Source organism: Streptomyces cirratus (genome assembly GCF_014650775.1).
GTDB lineage: Bacteria > Actinomycetota > Actinomycetes > Streptomycetales > Streptomycetaceae > Streptomyces > Streptomyces cirratus.
The window spans coordinates 1-17102 of the sequence record NZ_BMVP01000016.1 but is presented as its reverse complement, the minus strand read 5'-3'; the positions used below and the strand labels follow the sequence as shown (position 1 = coordinate 17102).

Annotated in this window: 14 protein-coding genes; 7 read left to right on the top strand and 7 right to left on the bottom strand. The window is 72.6% G+C overall.

What is annotated here, in order from left to right; genetic code table 11:
* Positions 1-42: 42 nt before the first annotated feature.
* Entirely contained in the window at positions 43-546 is a 504-nt protein-coding gene (locus IE207_RS33465) for a hypothetical protein (protein WP_229874063.1), read from the bottom strand.
* A gap of 394 nt (positions 547-940) precedes the next feature.
* Between IE207_RS33465 and IE207_RS27735 the strand changes: the two genes are divergently transcribed.
* The 4 genes from IE207_RS27735 to IE207_RS27720 are packed head-to-tail and all read left to right on the top strand — an operon-like array spanning position 941 to position 5261.
* Positions 941-3775 carry a sensor histidine kinase gene (locus IE207_RS27735; protein ID WP_190187059.1) on the top strand — a complete coding sequence of 945 codons (2835 nt, stop codon included), beginning with the start codon at positions 941-943 and terminating at the stop codon, positions 3773-3775.
* Positions 3772-4209 (top strand): roadblock/LC7 domain-containing protein, encoded by a 438-nt coding sequence (locus tag IE207_RS27730; RefSeq protein ID WP_190187058.1) that lies wholly within the window; start codon positions 3772-3774, stop codon positions 4207-4209. Before IE207_RS27735 ends, IE207_RS27730 begins: the two co-directional genes overlap by 4 nt.
* A 10-nt stretch (positions 4210-4219) precedes the next feature.
* Positions 4220-4654, top strand: coding sequence for a DUF742 domain-containing protein (locus IE207_RS27725; protein ID WP_190187057.1), 435 nt, complete (start codon positions 4220-4222; stop codon positions 4652-4654).
* Complete coding sequence (locus IE207_RS27720) at positions 4635-5261, top strand: GTP-binding protein (protein ID WP_190187056.1); 627 nt, start codon at positions 4635-4637, stop codon at positions 5259-5261. The genes IE207_RS27725 and IE207_RS27720 overlap by 20 nt, the downstream gene beginning before the upstream one ends.
* A 232-nt stretch (positions 5262-5493) precedes the next feature.
* Here IE207_RS27720 and IE207_RS27715 read toward each other — a convergent pair whose 3' ends face one another.
* The 3 genes from IE207_RS27715 to IE207_RS27705 all read right to left on the bottom strand — a co-directional run bounded on the left by IE207_RS27715 (position 5494) and on the right by IE207_RS27705 (position 7913).
* Entirely contained in the window at positions 5494-6684 is a 1191-nt protein-coding gene (locus tag IE207_RS27715; protein ID WP_190187055.1) for a lipid-transfer protein, read from the bottom strand.
* Entirely contained in the window at positions 6681-7145 is a 465-nt protein-coding gene (locus IE207_RS27710) for a Zn-ribbon domain-containing OB-fold protein (protein WP_190187054.1), read from the bottom strand. Before IE207_RS27710 ends, IE207_RS27715 begins: the two co-directional genes overlap by 4 nt.
* A gap of 96 nt (positions 7146-7241) precedes the next feature.
* Positions 7242-7913, bottom strand: a complete 672-nt coding sequence (locus IE207_RS27705) for a M15 family metallopeptidase (protein WP_229874085.1) — start codon at positions 7911-7913, stop codon at positions 7242-7244.
* Between the two features lie 29 nt (positions 7914-7942).
* On the opposite strand from IE207_RS27705, the gene IE207_RS27700 reads away from it, so the two are divergent.
* The gene (locus IE207_RS27700; RefSeq protein WP_190187052.1) at positions 7943-8452 is read left to right on the top strand and encodes an NUDIX domain-containing protein; all 510 of its coding nucleotides are present in this window, start codon (positions 7943-7945) and stop codon (positions 8450-8452) included.
* Positions 8453-8485: 33 nt separating this feature from the next.
* Here the strand turns inward: IE207_RS27700 and IE207_RS27695 are convergent, their stop codons facing one another.
* Positions 8486-10831, bottom strand: coding sequence for a glycoside hydrolase family 31 protein (locus IE207_RS27695; RefSeq protein WP_190187051.1), 2346 nt, complete (start codon positions 10829-10831; stop codon positions 8486-8488).
* Positions 10832-11053: 222 nt separating this feature from the next.
* Here IE207_RS27695 and IE207_RS27690 point away from each other — a divergent pair, with 222 nt between their 5' ends.
* Both IE207_RS27690 and IE207_RS27685 read left to right on the top strand, forming a co-directional pair.
* Entirely contained in the window at positions 11054-13030 is a 1977-nt protein-coding gene (locus IE207_RS27690) for an acetoacetate--CoA ligase (RefSeq protein ID WP_190187050.1), read from the top strand.
* Positions 13031-13088: 58 nt separating this feature from the next.
* Positions 13089-14069, top strand: coding sequence for a DUF8829 domain-containing protein (locus tag IE207_RS27685; RefSeq protein WP_229874061.1), 981 nt, complete (start codon positions 13089-13091; stop codon positions 14067-14069).
* 116 nt (positions 14070-14185) lie between these two features.
* Here IE207_RS27685 and ptsP read toward each other — a convergent pair whose 3' ends face one another.
* Both ptsP and IE207_RS27675 read right to left on the bottom strand, forming a co-directional pair.
* Positions 14186-15856: a phosphoenolpyruvate--protein phosphotransferase gene (gene ptsP / locus IE207_RS27680; protein WP_190187049.1), complete on the bottom strand. Its 1671-nt coding sequence runs from the start codon at positions 15854-15856 to the stop codon at positions 14186-14188.
* Positions 15857-15932: 76 nt separating this feature from the next.
* Positions 15933-16382 carry a PTS sugar transporter subunit IIA gene (locus IE207_RS27675; RefSeq protein WP_190187048.1) on the bottom strand — a complete coding sequence of 150 codons (450 nt, stop codon included), beginning with the start codon at positions 16380-16382 and terminating at the stop codon, positions 15933-15935.
* Positions 16383-17102: the final 720 nt, after the last annotated feature.

Genomic DNA, 17102 nt, shown 5'->3' with positions numbered 1-17102 from the left:
GCCGGTTACGCGGGGGCGGCCGGGCAGGCCGCCCCCGCGCCGTCAGCCCCGGCCGTGGGCGGCCAGCCTGCCGCCCTCGGCCGGGCGTATGCGGGGCACCCGGCCGGGCGCCCCCGAGCGTGCCTCCCGGCCGGCCCGGTGCTCCGCCCGGCCGCCGCCGCGCGCCGTGCTGCTCGGCTGCGACAGCACCCCATGACGCTGGTTCCACATCTGCCGGGTGATCAGCACGTCCAGCACGGCCCAGGTGGCCACCACCGTCCCGGCTATCGCGCCGAGCACCATCGGCAGCGCGAGCCAGGAACCGGTGAGCGTCAGGAAGAAGCTCACCGTCGCCTGCATCAGGGTCAGGGCCACTATCAGTACCGCCCGCACCGCCGAAGCCCGCACCGGATCGGGCATCCGGTACCTGCGCGCAGGTTCCTCCACCCACAACGACCGCCTCGTGGCCGTCGTGCCCGCCCCGACGTGGTCCTCGTAGACCGGGTCGTCCACCACCGATTCGTCCGCCACCGGTCCGTCCGTCACCGCGTCGTCCGTCGTGCTCATGGTCCACTCACTCCCCACCGCACGGTCCGCATTGCTCACCCACACCTCATACCCCCTTGTGCGGTTTCGACCGTCTTCCCCGTCAGACGTTCGGGGAGGCCGGGAGATTCCCGGATCGTGGCACGGGTTCACGCACCCGAGGCGCCCCTGAGAAAGAATTCCAGCCATCCATCCGACTGCGGGAACCGACACCCCACGAGGTGCCATGTGCCACATAACGGGCCGGACTTGCCAGGACCTAAGGGACAACTCATGATCTTCACAAGGGGGGCAGGCCGAAAACGTCCGGACACGCCTTCGAAGCTCCTCCCCGGCAGTAGTAGGCTCACGCCGTTTAAAAGACGGAACACCGAGCCCCGGCAACGGGGTTGACCTGGGGGAGGCTGGGGAGGCCATGCGCTTTCGCGGGAAGTCCATCCGCCGGAAGATCGTGGCGTTGCTCCTTGTGCCGCTCGTCTCCCTCACCGCCCTCTGGGGCTTCGCGACCGTCATCACCGGCCGCCAGGCAGTGCAGCTGCTCGGCGTCGCGCCCGTCATCGCCAAGGTCGGCTACCCCATCGAGGACGTCGTCCGCGTCTTGCAGAAGGAACGCCGCCAGACCCTCGTCGTCATCGGCGATCCCCGCGCGTCGGCCGCCACCGCCGAACTCGCCAGGAGCCGTAACGCCACCGACAGCGCCGTCCAGGACATCACTGCGGACGCCTCCAACCCCAAGGTCGTCGACCAGCTCAGCCCCGCCAACGCACAGCGGCTGCGCTCGATCCTCGACGCCTTCCACGGCATCGCGGCGCTGCGCCACTCCGTCGACCAGAACAGCCTCGCCCCCGCCCAGGCCCTGGACCTCTACAGCCGGCTGGTCGACCCCTGCTACGAGTTCCTCATGAACCTCCACGCCCTGGAGGACGTGGAGATGGACAAGCAGGGCCGGGCCCTCGTCGGTGTCACCCGCGCCCGCGAGACGCTCTCCCGCGAGGACGCCGTCATCGCCTCCGCCCTCGCCGCCCGCAACATCGGCGCCGCCGACGTCCGGCACGTCTCGGACTACACCGCCAACCGCGCGCTGCTCTACGACTTCAACCTCGCCATCCTCCCCGCCGCGGACCGCGACGTCTTCGAGGAGTACTGGGCCGGCCCCGAATCCAAGGCCCTGCGCGACGCAGAGGAACGATTCATCTCCGGCGGTGCCGCCAAGCCCCCGCGCACCCTCACGGCCGCCCAGTGGGACGAAGCCGCCGGCAAGGTGCTCGGCGACCTCGCCGAGATGAACACCGAGGCCGGCGACCGCTACCAGCAGCGCGTCAAGCCCGTCGCCATGAACGTGCTGGTCCAGGCCGCCGTCGCGGGCATCCTCGGCTTCATCGCCCTGATCGTGTCCCTGGTCATGTCCGTGCGCATCGGCCGCGACCTCATCCGCGACCTGTCCCGGCTCCGCAAGGACGCCCACGAGGCCTCCGGTGTCCGGCTGCCCAGCGTGATGCGGCGCCTCGCCGCCGGCGAGAACATCGACGTGGAGACCGAGGCGCCCCGGCTGGAGTTCGAGAAGGACGAGGTCGGCCAGGTCGCCCTCGCCCTCAACAGCCTCCAGCGCGCCGCCGTCGAAGCCGCAGTCAAGCAAGCCGAACTGCGCCGGGGCGTCTCCGAGGTCTTCGTCAACCTGGCGCGCCGCAACCAGGTCCTGCTCCACCGCCAGCTGACCCTGCTCGACACCATGGAGCGGCGCACCGAGGACACCGAGGAACTGGCCGACCTGTTCCGCCTCGACCACATGACCACCCGCATGCGCCGGCACGCCGAAGGCCTCGTGATCCTCTCCGGCGCCGCGCCCTCCCGCCAGTGGCGCAAGCCGGTCCAGCTGATGGACGTCGTACGGGCCGCCGTCGCCGAGGTCGAGGACTACGAGCGCATCGAGGTGCGCAGGCTCCCGCGCATCGGCATCGAAGGCCCCGCGGTCGCCGACGTCACCCACCTCGTCGCCGAACTGCTGGAGAACGCCACCGTGTTCTCCCCGCCGCACACCGCCGTCCAGGTCCACGGCGAGCGCGTCGCCAACGGCTTCACCCTGGAGATCCACGACCGGGGCCTGGGCATGACCCCCGAAGCACTGCTCGACGCGAACCTCCGGCTCGCCGAGACCCCCGACTTCGAGCTCTCCGACACCGATCGGCTGGGCCTGTTCGTCGTCAGCCGCCTCGCCCGCCGCCACAGCGTCAAGGTGGTCCTCCAGCCGAGCCCGTACGGGGGCACCACCGCGGTGGTCTTCCTCCCGGCGGAGCTGCTCACGGAGGCACCCGACACCAACGGCACCGGCATCCGCCTCGAAGGCCTCAAGAGCGCCAAGGCCGGCAAGACCGGCAAGGCCGCGCGGCCCGTACCGGTGGCCAAGAACGGCACCCCCGCCGGCCGTCCGCTGCCCGCCGGGGTGCTGGGCGGCCCCGTCGAACTGGAGGGCCCGCTCGGCGTCCTCGGCCTGGACGGCGTCGACGGCGTCGACGGCCTGGACGACGACCCCGCGGCGCTGGACGAGGCCGCCGTCGGCATCACCGGCCTCACCGGAGTCGGCGGCCGCCCCCCGATGGCCACCCTCGACGACGAGACGCCGCCCGGCGGCGTCCCCGGCGCCGTCCTCGGCCTGCGCCCCACGGCCCGTCCCGGCACCGGCCGGCACCCGGAACGCTCCGGTACCTGGAAGGGTGACCGGCTCGGTGAACGCCACCGCGAGCGGGGCACCGGCCCCGCCGCCGAGTCCGCCGCCCCGTCCGGCCCCGTCCGCATGGAGCGTCCGCGCCCCGACACCGAAGGCCCCCGCACCCCGGGAGCGATCCCCCTGCCCCGCCGGCGCCCGACCCCTACGCTGGTCGCCGACCACGGCCGCCGCGTAGAGCCCCGCCCCGTGTCCAGGGCCGGCCGGGCCGGGCAGGGCGAGGAAGCGGCCCGCGCCGAGGCGCCCGGCACGGGCGCTCCCGCCCCGGGCCCCGGCGGCCTCCCCCGCAGGGTCCGCCAGGCCAACCTCGCACCCCAGCTCAAGAACACCCCGGCCCCCGCACCGGCCGACATCCCCGCGAAGGCGGTCACCGACCGCGACGCGGAGGACGTACGCATGCGCATGTCCGCCCTCCAGCGCGGCTGGACGGCGGGCCGCAACCAGCACGCACCGCAGCAGTCCGAGGCCGAGGCCGGCACTCCCGCCGCCCCCGCTCCCGGATCCGAGAACGAAGGGGACGGTCGATGACCGCACCGCAGACCGGCAACGACACCAGGGGCCGCGGCTCCGGCCCGCTCAACTGGCTCCTGGACGAGCTCGTCGACAAGGTCGCCAGCATCCGCAAGGCGGTCGTCCTCTCCGGTGACGGACTGCCCACCGGCAGCTCCAAGGACCTGACCCGGGAGGACAGCGAGCACCTGGCGGCCGTGGCCTCCGGCTTCCACAGCCTGGCCAAGGGAGTGGGCCGGCACTTCGACTCCGGCAGCGTCCGCCAGACCGTGGTCGAACTGGACGAGGCGTTCCTGTTCGTGATGGCCGCCGGCGACGGCAGCTGCCTGGCCGTGCTGGCCGACGCCGAATCCGATGTGGGTCAGGTCGCGTACGAGATGACCCTCATGGTCAAGCGCGTCGGCGACCACCTGGCGACCGCCCCGCGCTCCGGGCTGCCAGCCGGAGGGTGAGACGGACGGCATGAGCGATTCAGGCCGGTACCACCCCGAGCAGCCCCCGGGCGGGGCGGAGGACCCCGCGCACCCCCACTGGTTCGACGACGAGGCGGGCCCCGTCGTGCGCCCGTACGCCATGACCCGTGGCCGCACCAGCCACGCGGGCCAGCACCGCCTCGACCTGATCGCGCTCGTCGTCGCCGAACCGGCGGCCGACGATCCGGTCTGGGACCTGACCCTGTCCCCGGAACACGCCCACATCCTGGGAAGGTGCCGGGAACGCCCCCAGTCCGTCGCGGAACTCGCGGCCGACCTCGACCTCGCGGTCGGAGTCGTCCGTGTCCTGATCGGCGACCTCGTCGACGACGAACTGGTCCATGTGACACGGCCGGTGCCACCGGCCGAACTGCCCGACGAATCCATACTGCGTGAGGTGATCGATGGCCTTCGGGCGCTCTAGCCGCACCGGCGCCATGCATGCCGTGTCGCCGGTCGAGCCGCTGACCCTCAAGATCCTGGTCGCGGGCGGTTTCGGGGTGGGCAAGACCACCCTGGTCAGTGCGGTGAGTGAGATCAGACCGCTACGGACGGAGGAACGTCTCTCCGAGCCGGGCATCGGCATCGACGACACCGGGGGAGTGGAGGGCAAGAACACCACGACCGTGGCGATGGACTTCGGCCGCATCACCCTGCGGGAAGACCTCGTGCTCTACCTCTTCGGCACGCCCGGACAGGACCGCTTCTGGTTCCTGTGGGACGAGCTGGCCCAGGGGGCGCTCGGCGCGGTGGTCCTCGCCGACACCCGCCGCCTCGCGGACTGCTTCGCCGCCATCGACTACTTCGAGCGGCGCGGCATCCCCTTCGTGGTGGCGGTCAACTGCTTCGACGGCGCCGACCGGCACCCCGTGGTGACCGTGCGCGAGGCGCTCGACCTCGATCCCGAGGTACCGGTGCTGCTGACCGACGCGCGCGACCGCGAGTCGGTCAAGGACGTGCTGGTCGGGGTGGTGGAACACGCCATGTCCCTGGCCAGGGCCCGCCGCCACAGCCTGTCGGCCGGAGCCTGACGCCGCGGCCCGTGCGCGGAGGCGGCCCGCACCCCCGCCGACTGGGGTACGGGCCGCAGCTCTCATGGGGGGTTCGGGAATCCCTCTCGTGCTCGGGACCGTGGAGTGAGTGTGAACCCGCCACCGTGGGCCGTCAAGCATTCGGACAGCACCCGCCGGTCACGAGCGCAACCAACGGGATCCAGGGCGCCCACCGCACCGCGCCCACCGCACCGCGCCTACCGCACCGCGCCTACCGCACCGCGACGACCGCCGAACCGTGACCGAACAGCCCCTGGTTGGCGGTGATCCCGGCCCTCGCCCCCGGCACCTGCCGCTCCCCGGCCCTGCCCCGCAACTGCCACGTCAGCTCGCACACCTGGGCGATCGCCTGCGCCGGCACCGCCTCCCCGAACGACGCCAGTCCGCCGCTGGTGTTCACCGGGATCCGCCCGCCGAGCGCAGTCGCCCCCTCCCGTACGAGCTTGGCCCCCTCGCCCTCGCCGCACAGCCCGATGTCCTCGTACCACTGGAGCTCCAGCGCCGTGGACAGGTCGTACACCTCCGCGAGCGACAGGTCCTCCGGCCCCAGCCCCGCCTCCTCGTAGGCGGCCCGCGCGATCGAGGCCCGGAACGGTCCGCCGGCCGGAGCGGAAGCGGTCACCGCGTCGGTGGCGATGTCCGGCAGGTCCAGCAGCGTACGGGGATACGTGGGCGTCACCGTCGACACCGCCCGGATCCGCACCGGGTCCGCGACCCCGTGCGAACGCGCGAACTCCATGCTGGTCAGCACGAGGGCCGCGCCGCCGTCCGAGGTCGCGCAGATGTCCAGCAGCCGCAGCGGATCGGCGACGACCGCCGAGGACGCCACCTCCTGGGCGGTGACCGTCTTGCGGTAACGGGCGTACGGGTTGAGCGCCCCCGCCGCCGCGTTCTTGACCTTCACCTCCGCGAAATCCTCCAGGGCGTCCCCGTACAGCGCCATCCGGCGGCGCGCGTACAGCGCGAAGTACGCCGGGTTCGTGGCCCCCAGCACCCGGAACCGCAGCCAGTCCGGATCGTCCGGCCGCTCCCCGCCCGCCGGGGCGAAGAACCCCTTCGGCGCGGCATCGGCCCCCACCACCAGAACCACCTCGGCCAGCCCCGCCAGGATCTGCGCCCGGGCGGCGCCGATGGCCTGGGCGCCGGACGCGCAGGCCGCGTACACACTGGTCACCCTCGCGCCCTGCCAGCCGAGCGCCTGCGCGAAGGTGGCACCGGCCACGTAGCCGGGATACCCCGAGCGCACGGTGTCGGCGCCGACGACGGACCGTACGTCCGTCCACTCCAGGCCCGCGTCGGCCAGCGCCGTCTTCGCGGCGGCCCGCCCGTACTCGACGAAGCTGCGGCCCCACTTGCCCCACGGGTGCATGCCCGCCCCGAGTACGGCTATGTCGGCGCTCACGCGGTCACCCCCGCAGGCTCCACGGGCCGGAACCGCCAGGTGGTCCACACCGTCCCGGCGTCCTCGTTCAGCACCCCGCCGATCACTTCGACCTCCATCCCGACCGCCAGATCGGCGACCGTCACCCCGGGCGCACCCTGGCCCAGTACGACCATCCCCTCGGCCTCCAGCTCCACCGCGATCAGGGTGTACGGCTCCCAGGGCGCGTCCGGGTCGGACACGTACGGCGCGGGCGGCCGGTAGCGGCCGTCGGTGTAGGACCAGACCCGCCCGCGCGGCGACAGCGGCGTCTGGGCGAGCTCGCCGCCGCCCGGGCAGTGCGGGTTGCGGCAGTACGCGTCCTCGCGCGGGAAGAACACGGCGGCGCAGGCGGAACACCGGGTGCCGAGCAGCCGGAAGTCCCCGTCCTCCTCGGTACCGGTGAACCACCCGCTCACGACGGGCGTGCGGTTGCGTTCCAAAGCCCCTCCCTCACTCACGATCTGACGACTCGTCAGAATCCGAGTGTGGCACGGGCGCCGCGCCCCGGTCACCGGTTCACCCGGTCGGCTCACCGCTCAGTGACCTACCGACGCGATGGAAACCGGAAAGTCGAAGTACGTGTCCGGGAAGGCCTCAGGCCTGTACGTGAAGTGCCACCACTCCTCCGGCAGGTTGACGAAGCCCTGCGCGGCGAGTGCCCGCCCCAGCAGCTCCCGGTTCGCGTGCGCCCGTACGCCCACCCGCGGATCATCCGTGTGGGACAGCGGATCGAAGAAGTCGAACCGCGTCCCCATGTCGAGCGCCCGGCCGCCGGGCAGCGCCACCAGCGTCACATCCACCGTGCTGCCCCGGCTGTGCCCCGACATCGGCGCGATGTAGCCCTCGGGGATCAGCCGCGCCTTGTCCACGCGCGGGTAGTACTCCGCCTTGGCCGACTGGTCCCCCGCGTCCCCGGCCCACCGCACGAACGCGTCCACCGCCCGCTGCGGCCGGTAGCAGTCGTACACCAGCAGCCCGTAGCCGCGCCGCGACAACTGCCGCTGCGCCCTGCGCAACGCCTCGGCGGCGGGCCGCGCGAGCAGGCAGACCGGCTCCTCGTACCCGGCGACCGGACGGCCGGTGAAGTTCCGCGCCGACGCGTACCGCACGTCCTGCACGATGGTCGCATCGACGTCCGACAGCGCCACGAAACCGGGCCCCGACGATCCGCCGAGCAGCGCCCCCAACAAGGCCACGACGGCCTGCATCCTCATTCCCCTTGGCATACCATCGCCGGATGCCGGGATACCTGAGGGACTCGCACTGCTCCACCTGCGGAGCTGCGTTCGACACGGCCGACTGGCCCCGTACCTGCACCACGTGCGCAACCACCGCCTACCGCAACCCGCTCCCGGTGGCCGTGGCCCTCCTGCCGGTGGAGGACGAGCACGGCACCGGCCTGGTGGTCGTCACCCGCACCATCGAACCGGCCCTCGGCGAGATCGCCCTGCCCGGCGGGTTCGTCGACTTCGCCGAGGCCTGGCAGGACGCGGTCGTACGGGAACTGAGGGAGGAGACCGGCATCGAAGAGCCCGCCTCCGGAGTCACCCTGGCCGACGCCCTCAGCTCCCGGGCCGGGCACCTGCTCCTGTTCGGCCTCCTCCCGACCCGCCCGGCGGACTCCCTCCCGCCCTCCGTGCCGACCGACGAGACGGACGGCTGGCACATCCTGCGCGCCCCGGCGGAACTGGGCTTCCCCCTCCACACCCGGGCAGCCGGAGCCTGGTTCGCCGGCCAGTACGCCTGAGCGGGCCGCCCCCACCGCTCCCCTCGGAGCTGCTCAAAGCCCCCGCACCACCACCCCGGTCACCGGCTCGCCCGCCTCGTCCTCCACCACCACCGTCTCCCCGGCCCACCGGACGGCGTACCGCTCCACCTCGGCCGCCTCGAACCCCGGCCCCGGATCACGCACCACCACCCCGCCACCGGTCCGCCCCCGCGCCGGGGCCCACACCTCCAGCGTTACCGCGCCGTCCTCCCCGCGCACCGGCAGCACCGACCCCGCCCGGGCCAGCACCGGCGTCCGCCCGAGCGGGGCGTCCAGCAACACCTGGCCCGGCCCCTCGTGCGCCGCCCCCGTGGCCGTGTCGTACCACCGCCCCCTCGGGAGCCGCACCGCCCGCCGGTCCACCCCGCACTCCAGCACCGGCGCCACCAGCAGCGCGTCCCCCAGGAGGAACGCGTCCTCACAGTCGCGCAGCCGCCGGTCCTCCGGCGCCCCCCACCACAGCGGCCGCACGTACGGTGCACCCGTCCGCCGCGCCAGGTGGGCCAGCGTCACGAAGTAAGGCCGCAGCCGCTCCCGCTCCGCCAACACCGCCCGCGCCGCCTCCTCGACCTGCGGCCCGAACTCCCAGGGCTCCCGCCGGCCCGCCCATATCGCCGCGTGCGTGCGGAACAGCGGCAAGAACGCGCCCAGCTCGAACCACCGCAGGAACAGCTCCGGCGACGGCGACCCCCCGAAACCCCCCACGTCCGGGCCCGAGTACGGCACCCCGCACAGGCCCAGCCCCAGCACCAGCGCGAGGGAGGCCCGCATCCCCTCCCAACTGCTCTCCACATCGCCGGACCACGAGCCCCCGTACCGCTGCATCCCCGCCCACCCCGACCGGGAGAACAGGAACGGACGCTCCGCCGGCCGCAGCCGCAGCAGCCCCTCCCAGCCGGCCCGCGCCATCCCCAGCGCGTACACGTTGTGCGCGGCCCGGTGGTCCCCGCCCGCCCCCTCCAGCACGTGCCGCGCCGAACGGGGCAGCGTCGCGTCCCCGAACGCCGCGAACGCGACGGGCTCGTTCATGTCGTGCCAGAAACCCGCGAAGCCCTGCGCGAGGCGCTCCTCGTACAGACCGCCCCACCACTCCCGTACCGCCGGATCCGTGAAGTCCGGATACGCGCACTCGCCCGGCCACACCTCGCCCCGCACCTCCCGGCCCCGCGCGTCGCGTACGAACGCCCCCCGCTCGCCGACCGCCAGCCCGGCGGAGTGCAGGGGGTCGCCCGCCTTCACCGCCGGATCGACGATCGACACCAGCCGCACTCCGTCCGCCGCCAACTCCGCCGCCAGCCCGGGCAGGTCGGGGAACCGCTCCCGGTCCACCGTGAACACCCGGTGTCCGTCGTAGTGGTCGATGTCCAGGTGCACCGCCGCCAAGGGGAGTCCCCGCGACGCGTACCCCGCCACCACCCGCCGTACCTCCGCCTCGCTGCCGAACCCCCAGCGCGCGTGCTGGTAGCCCAGCGCCCACTGCGGGGGCACGGCCGCCGGCCCCGTCAGCCCGGACCAGCCCTGCGCCACCCGGGCCGGCGTCCCCACCAGCACCCAGCAGCGCAAGGGGCCGCCCTCCGCGCGCAGTTCCGTCGTCCCGGGCCGGTCCGCGCCCGAGCCCGCCCCCTCCTCGCCCTCGCGCAGCACCACCCGCCCGTCCCAGGTGTTGTCGTGGAACATCAGGTGCGTCCCCGCGTCCGCGACCACCCAATGCACCGGCATCGTCAGGTACAGCGGGTCGTCACCCGGCCCGAAACCGCCCTTCGGGTCGGTGTTCCACAGCCGGTACGAGCCGTCCCGCAGCCGCGCCCCCGCCGCCCGGCCGCCCAGCCCGAAGAACCGCGCGTCCGCCGGGACCTCCCCGCGCACCTGCCACCTCGCCCCGCCCCGGCCCGGCTCCACCGGCTCCCACCAGCGCGGCGGCGATTCCCGGCGCAGCACCGTCCCGCCCGGCGTACGCACCTCCACCGCCCCGTGCCGGGACACCGCCACCGTCACCCGCTCCGACACCACCCGCCAGCCGCCCCCGGTGTCCGGTTCCAGCACGGCGCGCGGATCCGGGTCCGGGCCGTTGCCCACCACCGCGTACGAGGGCGTCGGCTCCGCCCCGTCCCAGCCCCAGAACACCGCGCCGCCCACCGTCACCCGCACCACCAGCTCCGAACGCGCGAAGCGCAGGAGACCCCCGCCCGGCCTGGGCTCCGTGCCGGTCAGCAGCCCCGGTACCCGCGCCCGCTCCGCGCCCCGGAGCGGGAGCCCCTCGGCGTCCGCGCGCCGGCGCCGCCACGCCGCGCGCCAGGCGCGCCTTCCACGCGCCGTACCGATCTCCCACACCCCGCGCACCAGATCACGACCGTCCATGGCGCTCACCCTGCCACCGCGCCCCGGCCGAGCGGGCTGCGTTCAGCTGCCGTTCACCCGCCGACGGAGCCCGGCGGACGATCACCGCGCCGCCCCGAACCACTCTGGTGCGGATGTCGATCACATGGCATCGTCCCTGTGAGCCGCCGCGCGCGCACCGAACGCGCGGTGGCACCGTACGCACACGAAGCGCGAGCCACACAGTCGACCGGGAGCCGACCCATGACCTCAGCCACCCCGCCGGAACCCCTCTGGACCCCGGGCCCCGAACGGATCGCGGCGGCCCGGATCACCGCATTCCAGGCCTGGGCCGCCGAGCACCACGGCGCCCCCGCCGAAGGCGGCTACCCCGCCCTCCACAGCTGGTCCGTCGACGAACTCGACACCTTCTGGCAAGCCGTCGCCGAGTGGTTCGACGTCCGCTTCAGCACCCCCTACGAGTCGGTCCTCGCCGACCGCTCCATGCCGGGCGCCCGCTGGTTCACCGGCGCCACCCTCAACTACGCCGAGCACGCCCTGCGCGCCGCCGAGGACCCGGCCCGCGCCGGGGAGCCGGCCCTGATCTGCGTCGACGAGACCCACCAGCCCGTCCCCGTCACCTGGGCGGAGCTGCGCCGCCAGGTCGGGGCGCTCGCCGCCGAACTGCGCGCCCTCGGCGTACGCCCCGGCGACCGGGTCAGCGGGTACCTCCCCAACATCGCCGAAGCCGCCGTCGCGCTCCTCGCCACCGCCGCGGTCGGCGGGGTGTGGACCTCCTGCGCCCCCGACTTCGGCGCCCGCAGCGTCCTCGACCGCTTCCAGCAGGTCGAGCCCGTCGTACTGTTCACCGTCGACGGCTACCGCTACGGCGGCAAGGAACACGACCGCCGCGAAACCGTCGCCGAACTGCGCGCCGAACTGCCCTCGCTGCGCGCCGTCGTCCACATCCCGCTGCTCGGCACCCCGGCCCCCGAGGGGACCCTCGCCTGGCCCGAGCTGGTCGCGGGCGACGCGGAGCCGGTGTTCGAACAGGTCCCCTTCGAACACCCGCTGTGGGTCCTCTACTCCTCCGGCACCACCGGCCTGCCCAAGGCCATCGTCCAGTCCCAGGGCGGCATCCTCCTCGAACACCTCAAGCAGCTCGGCCTCCACAGCGACCTCGGCCCGCAGGACCGGTTCTTCTGGTTCACCTCCACCGGGTGGATGATGTGGAACCTGCTCGTCTCCGGCCTGCTCACCGGATCGACCGTCGTCCTCTACGACGGCAGCCCCGGATACCCCGACACGGGCGCCCAGTGGCGCATCGCGGAGCTGACGAAGGCCACCTTGTACGGGACGTCGGCCGCGTACGTGATGGCCTGCCGCAAGGCCGGGGTCCACCCCTCGCGCGACTACGACCTGTCCGCCGTGAAGTGCGTCGCGACGACCGGCTCGCCGCTGCCGCCCGACGGCTTCCGCTGGCTGCACGACGAGGTCGCCGAAGACCTCTGGATCGCCTCCGTCAGCGGCGGCACCGACGTCTGCAGCTGCTTCGCGGGCGCCGTGGCCACCCTGCCCGTCCACATCGGCGAACTCCAGGCGCCTTCGCTGGGCACCGACCTCCAGTCCTGGGACCCGTCCGGCAAGCCGCTCGTCGGGGAGGTCGGCGAACTCATCGTCACCAACCCCATGCCGTCCATGCCGATCCACTTCTGGAACGACCCCGACGGCAGCCGCTACCGCGAGAGCTACTTCGAGATGTTCCCCGGCGTGTGGCGGCACGGCGACTGGATCACGATCACCGACCGCGGCTCGGTCGTCATCCACGGCCGCTCCGACTCCACCCTCAACCGGCAGGGCGTCCGGATGGGCTCCGCCGACATCTACGAAGCCGTCGAGCGCCTGCCCGAGATCAAGGAATCCCTGGTCATCGGCCTGGAGGAACCGAACGGCGGCTACTGGATGCCGCTGTTCGTCCACCTCGCCCCCGGCACCACCCTCGACGACGCCCTGCGCGCGCGGATCAAGGCGACGATCCGCGAGGAGCTCTCCCCGCGCCACGTGCCCGACGAGATCATCGAGGTCCCGGCGGTCCCGCACACCCTCACCGGCAAGCGCATCGAGGTCCCCGTCAAGCGCCTCCTCCAGGGCACCCCCATGGACAAGGCGGTCAACATCGGCTCGGTGGACCGCCCCGAACTCCTGGCCTTCTACGAGGAGCTGGCCCGCAGCCGGAGGTGACTGTCAGTGGTCATGGCTACTGTGAGTGAGCAAGTTGTTGCGACACTCAGGGGGAGCCATGCCACGCACGAACACCACCGCCCACACCACGGCCGACACCACCGGCCCTTCTCACGGAGCCGCACCAGCGCCCGCGGGGGCGACCGGCCGCCGCGCCGACCGGCGCGCACTACGCCGCCGACTGCGCCGCGAAGTCCCCAGCACCCTCGGCCTCCTGGCCGACGCCGGGGACTTCGCGGCAATGCGCCGCTACCGCAGCTTCCCCTTCGCCGACCACGCCGAATACCCGGACTACCTCCGGCACGTCGAGGCGCTCCTCCGCTCCCTCGCGGCGCAGGGCATCCACTCCACCGTCGCCCTCTTCGACCCGGAGGAGTACGCCGACTACTGCACGGAACACGGCCTCGACCCGGACACCGCGCAGGCCCGCACCCGCTTCACCGCGGAACTGGCCGGCGCGAGCGGCTGCCTCCCCTACACGGGCCAGCCCATCGCAGAACTCGTCCCGCTCCTGCTCGACGAAGCCGTCCGGCAGGCCACCTGGGAGTACGCCACGACCCTGCTCGCAGGCGTCGGCACCTGCGCGGACTGTGGCGAGGACATCGGCCAGGCGTCCTTCGAACGGGCCGCCGGCGCACTCAAACGCCTCGTCGACGGGGCCGGCCCCGGCCATCACCACCTGGTCTGCAGCGTGCCCACCGACACCGAACAACTCGTCGCCGTCCTGCACGCCCAGGTACCCGACACCGACACCCGGCCGCGGATCGAGAGCCGCGAAGGCATGGACTTCGTCACGGTGCTGGCCGCCGGGATCGCACTCGGCGGCGCCGGGGGACTGGTGCTCCGCAGCACCTCGGAGGAATCCCCGGACCGGGTCCACGGGTGGCGCCTGGACCGCGGCCGCCTGGTCGCCCTCTCGGCAGCGGCGGTCTTCAACGCCTACTGCACCGACGCGGACACCGGCGACCCCGTCGCCCCCGAACCAGGAGTGGAGTACTGCCCGGGCTACGAGGTGGACGACCCGGACCCCCACCACTGACCGGCGCCGGGCACCACTGACCGGGGTCAGGAAGAGCCAGAGGGGCCCTCGCCACTGGCGAAGGCCCCTCTGGCCGGGAACTCCTACCGCTTACCGCTCGCGCCGCGCCTGCCCGCTCACTCGCCGGACAGGACCGCCTGCGCGGCCACCCGGGCCTCATCGGCGGTGTCGGCCGCACGTGCCGCGGCCGCGGCACGCTCACACTGCGCCAGCGTGTGCTTGGCCAGCGTCGCCCGCACATAAGGAATGGAAGCGGCCCCCATCGAAAGGGAGGTGACACCCAGACCCGTCAGCACACACGCCAGCAGCGGATCGGAAGCGGCCTCACCGCAGACACCGCAGCTCTTGCCCTCCGCCTTGGCGGCCTCGGCCGACATGGCGATCAGGTCCAGCAGCGCCGGCTGCCACGGATCCTGGAGCCGCGACACCGCCCCGACCTGCCGGTCCGCGGCGAAGGCGTACTGCGCGAGGTCGTTCGTGCCCAGCGACAGGAACTCGACCTCCTGCAGGATCGAGCGCGCTCGCAGCGCGGCGGAGGGGATCTCCACCATCGCCCCGAACTTCGCCTGCAACCCGGCCTCACGGCAGGCGTTGGCGAAAGCCTTGGCATCGATCCGGTCCGCCACCATCGGGGCCATGACCTCGAGGTAGACCGGCAGCCCCTCAGCAGCCTTGGCCAGCGCGGACAGCTGCGTACGCAACACCTCCGGGTGGTCCAGCAGCGTACGCAGACCCCGCACGCCCAGAGCCGGATTCGGCTCGTCGCCCGGCGTCAGGAAGTCCAGCGGCTTGTCCGCGCCCGCATCCAGCACGCGCACGACGACCCGGCCCTCGGGGAAGGCCTCCAGCACCTTGCGGTACGACTCGACCTGCTTCTCCTCGGACGGCGCCTTCTTGCTGTCGTCCAGGAACAGGAACTCGGTACGGAACAGGCCCACGCCCTCGGCCCCCGCCGCGACAGCCGCCGGCACGTCCGCCGGACCGCCGACGTTGGCCAGCAGCGGCACCTTGTGCCCGTCGGACGTGGCGCCCGGCCCCGACGAAGCGGCCAGCGCCGCCTTCCGCTCGGCCGCCGCTGCCTCCAGCTCGCCCCGCTTCTGCGCCGACGGGTTCACGAACAGGTCACCCGTGCTGCCGTCGACCGCGATGAGGGTCCCCTCGGCGATCTCACAGGCCCCCGGCAGCGCGACGATCGCCGGCACGCCCAGAGCACGCGCGAGGATCGCGCTGTGGCTGGTCGGCCCGCCTTCCTCGGTCACGAAACCCAGCACGAGCGCAGGGTCGAGCAGCGCGGTGTCGGCGGGCGCCAGGTCCCGCGCGATCAGCACGTACGGCTCGTCGCTGTCCGGCACACCCGGCATCGGCACACCCAGCAGGCGCGCCACGATGCGGTTGCGCACGTCGTCCAGGTCGGCCACCCGCCCGGCCATGTACTCCCCGGCCCCCGCGAGCAGGTCGCGGTAGGAGGCGAACGCGTCGTAGATCCCGCGCTCCGCGGTGCTCCCGACGGCGATCCGCCGGTCCACGTCCGCCATCAGCTCGGGGTCCGTGGCGATCATCGCCTGAGCCTCCAGCACGTGCTGGGCCTCGCCACCGGCCAGCTGTCCGCGCGCCATGAGGTCGGCCGACACGGCTTCCACGGCCTTGCGGGCGCGCCCCTGTTCGCGCTCCGCCTCGTCCGCGGTGATCTGCTTGGCCGGCGGTTCGAGGACCGCCGTGCCCATGTGCCGCACCTCGCCGATCGCCACACCGTGGCTCACGCCGACGCCTCGCAGCGTTGTCTCCATTTCACCCGTCTCCGATTGAGCGGCGGGCCCGGCCAGCCGCGGTGGATGTCCGACGCGCCCCGGCAGGGGCGGTACGTCACTGCCAGCTGAAGAGGACGTCGTCGGCCTTCACGTCCCCGGACTCGACGACACCCGCGAGGGAATCCGCGGAGGCCTCGAGTGCGACGACGGGGCAGACGGGCGACTTGCCGGCGGCCTCGACCGCCGCAGGGTCCCAGCGGATGACGGCCTGGCCGCGAGTGACGGTGTCGCCCTTGTTGACGAGCAGCTCGAAGCCCTCGCCGTTGAGCTGGACGGTGTCGATCCCGAGGTGAGTGAGCACGCCGTGTCCCTCGCCGTCGACGACTACGTACGCGTGCGGGTGGAGGGAGACGACCACACCGTCCACGGGCGCCACCGCCTCCGAGGCCTCGCGCACGGGATCAATAGCGGTGCCCGGTCCCACCATCGCGCCGGAGAACACCGGATCGGGCACAGCCGCGAGTCCGATGGCACGCCCGGCAAGTGGGGACGTCACGCTGGTCATGGAGGGCCTCCCAGGGGGGTGGGGCTTCTTCGAGTCGCCGTCACAATCTGTAAGGACGGCCTACTTTGAGAAGGGTAAGTCATGAGATGTCCCGGTTCTGCACGAAATGCTCCCCCCTGAAGGCGGGTGCTGGACGTGCTGCCGTGACACCAACGTAGTGGACTAGACCATAGCCTGAATCGATTTGCCTGGGCACTCCCGGCCCTGTACTGTCGTGAGTCCCGCCAGGACGTGTCGCGTGAACATCTCGCGAACCGCCGATGGACGGGAACCCCCCTCTGAAGTACTGATCTTGAGCTCGACTCCTTTTCGCATGCCTTCCGGGCAGAACGGCAAGTGGTCGGAGGGCCCAGAAAGCACTGATAGAGTCGGGATCGCCGGAAAGGGAAACGCGAAAGCGTGGAACCGGAGGGCGGAAAACGAGCGGGACTGACTCTGATAGAGTCGGAAACGCAAGAACAAAACGAAGAACAAAGGAAGCGCCCGGAGGAAAACCCCAGTAATTGCTACTGAGGGTGAGTACGAAGGAAGCGTCCGTTCCTTGAGAACTCAACAGCGTGCCAAAAATCAACGCCAGAAGTTGATACCCCGTCCACTTCGGTGGATGAGGTTCCTTTGAAAAAGTCCTGGCTCTGACTCTGTCAGGGGCAGGCAACCAAACACAGCGAGGACGTTGTGGTCAGCCGGTCTTATTCCGACCATGGCTGGCCCGCTCTAAGT

Excerpts from the sequence above, each read along its gene's own strand:
- IE207_RS33465 (WP_229874063.1), bottom strand. The coding sequence starts at position 546 with ATGAGCACGACGGACGACGCGGTGACGGACGGACCGGTGGCGGACGAA.
- IE207_RS27735 (WP_190187059.1), top strand. The coding sequence starts at position 941 with ATGCGCTTTCGCGGGAAGTCCATCCGCCGGAAGATCGTGGCGTTGCTC.
- IE207_RS27730 (WP_190187058.1), top strand. The coding sequence starts at position 3,772 with ATGACCGCACCGCAGACCGGCAACGACACCAGGGGCCGCGGCTCCGGC.
- IE207_RS27725 (WP_190187057.1), top strand. The coding sequence starts at position 4,220 with ATGAGCGATTCAGGCCGGTACCACCCCGAGCAGCCCCCGGGCGGGGCG.
- IE207_RS27720 (WP_190187056.1), top strand. The coding sequence starts at position 4,635 with ATGGCCTTCGGGCGCTCTAGCCGCACCGGCGCCATGCATGCCGTGTCG.
- IE207_RS27705 (WP_229874085.1), bottom strand. The coding sequence starts at position 7,913 with ATGCAGGCCGTCGTGGCCTTGTTGGGGGCGCTGCTCGGCGGATCGTCG.
- IE207_RS27700 (WP_190187052.1), top strand. The coding sequence starts at position 7,943 with ATGCCGGGATACCTGAGGGACTCGCACTGCTCCACCTGCGGAGCTGCG.
- IE207_RS27695 (WP_190187051.1), bottom strand. The coding sequence starts at position 10,831 with ATGGACGGTCGTGATCTGGTGCGCGGGGTGTGGGAGATCGGTACGGCG.
- IE207_RS27690 (WP_190187050.1), top strand. The coding sequence starts at position 11,054 with ATGACCTCAGCCACCCCGCCGGAACCCCTCTGGACCCCGGGCCCCGAA.
- IE207_RS27685 (WP_229874061.1), top strand. The coding sequence starts at position 13,089 with ATGCCACGCACGAACACCACCGCCCACACCACGGCCGACACCACCGGC.
- ptsP (WP_190187049.1), bottom strand. The coding sequence starts at position 15,856 with ATGGAGACAACGCTGCGAGGCGTCGGCGTGAGCCACGGTGTGGCGATC.
- IE207_RS27675 (WP_190187048.1), bottom strand. The coding sequence starts at position 16,382 with ATGACCAGCGTGACGTCCCCACTTGCCGGGCGTGCCATCGGACTCGCG.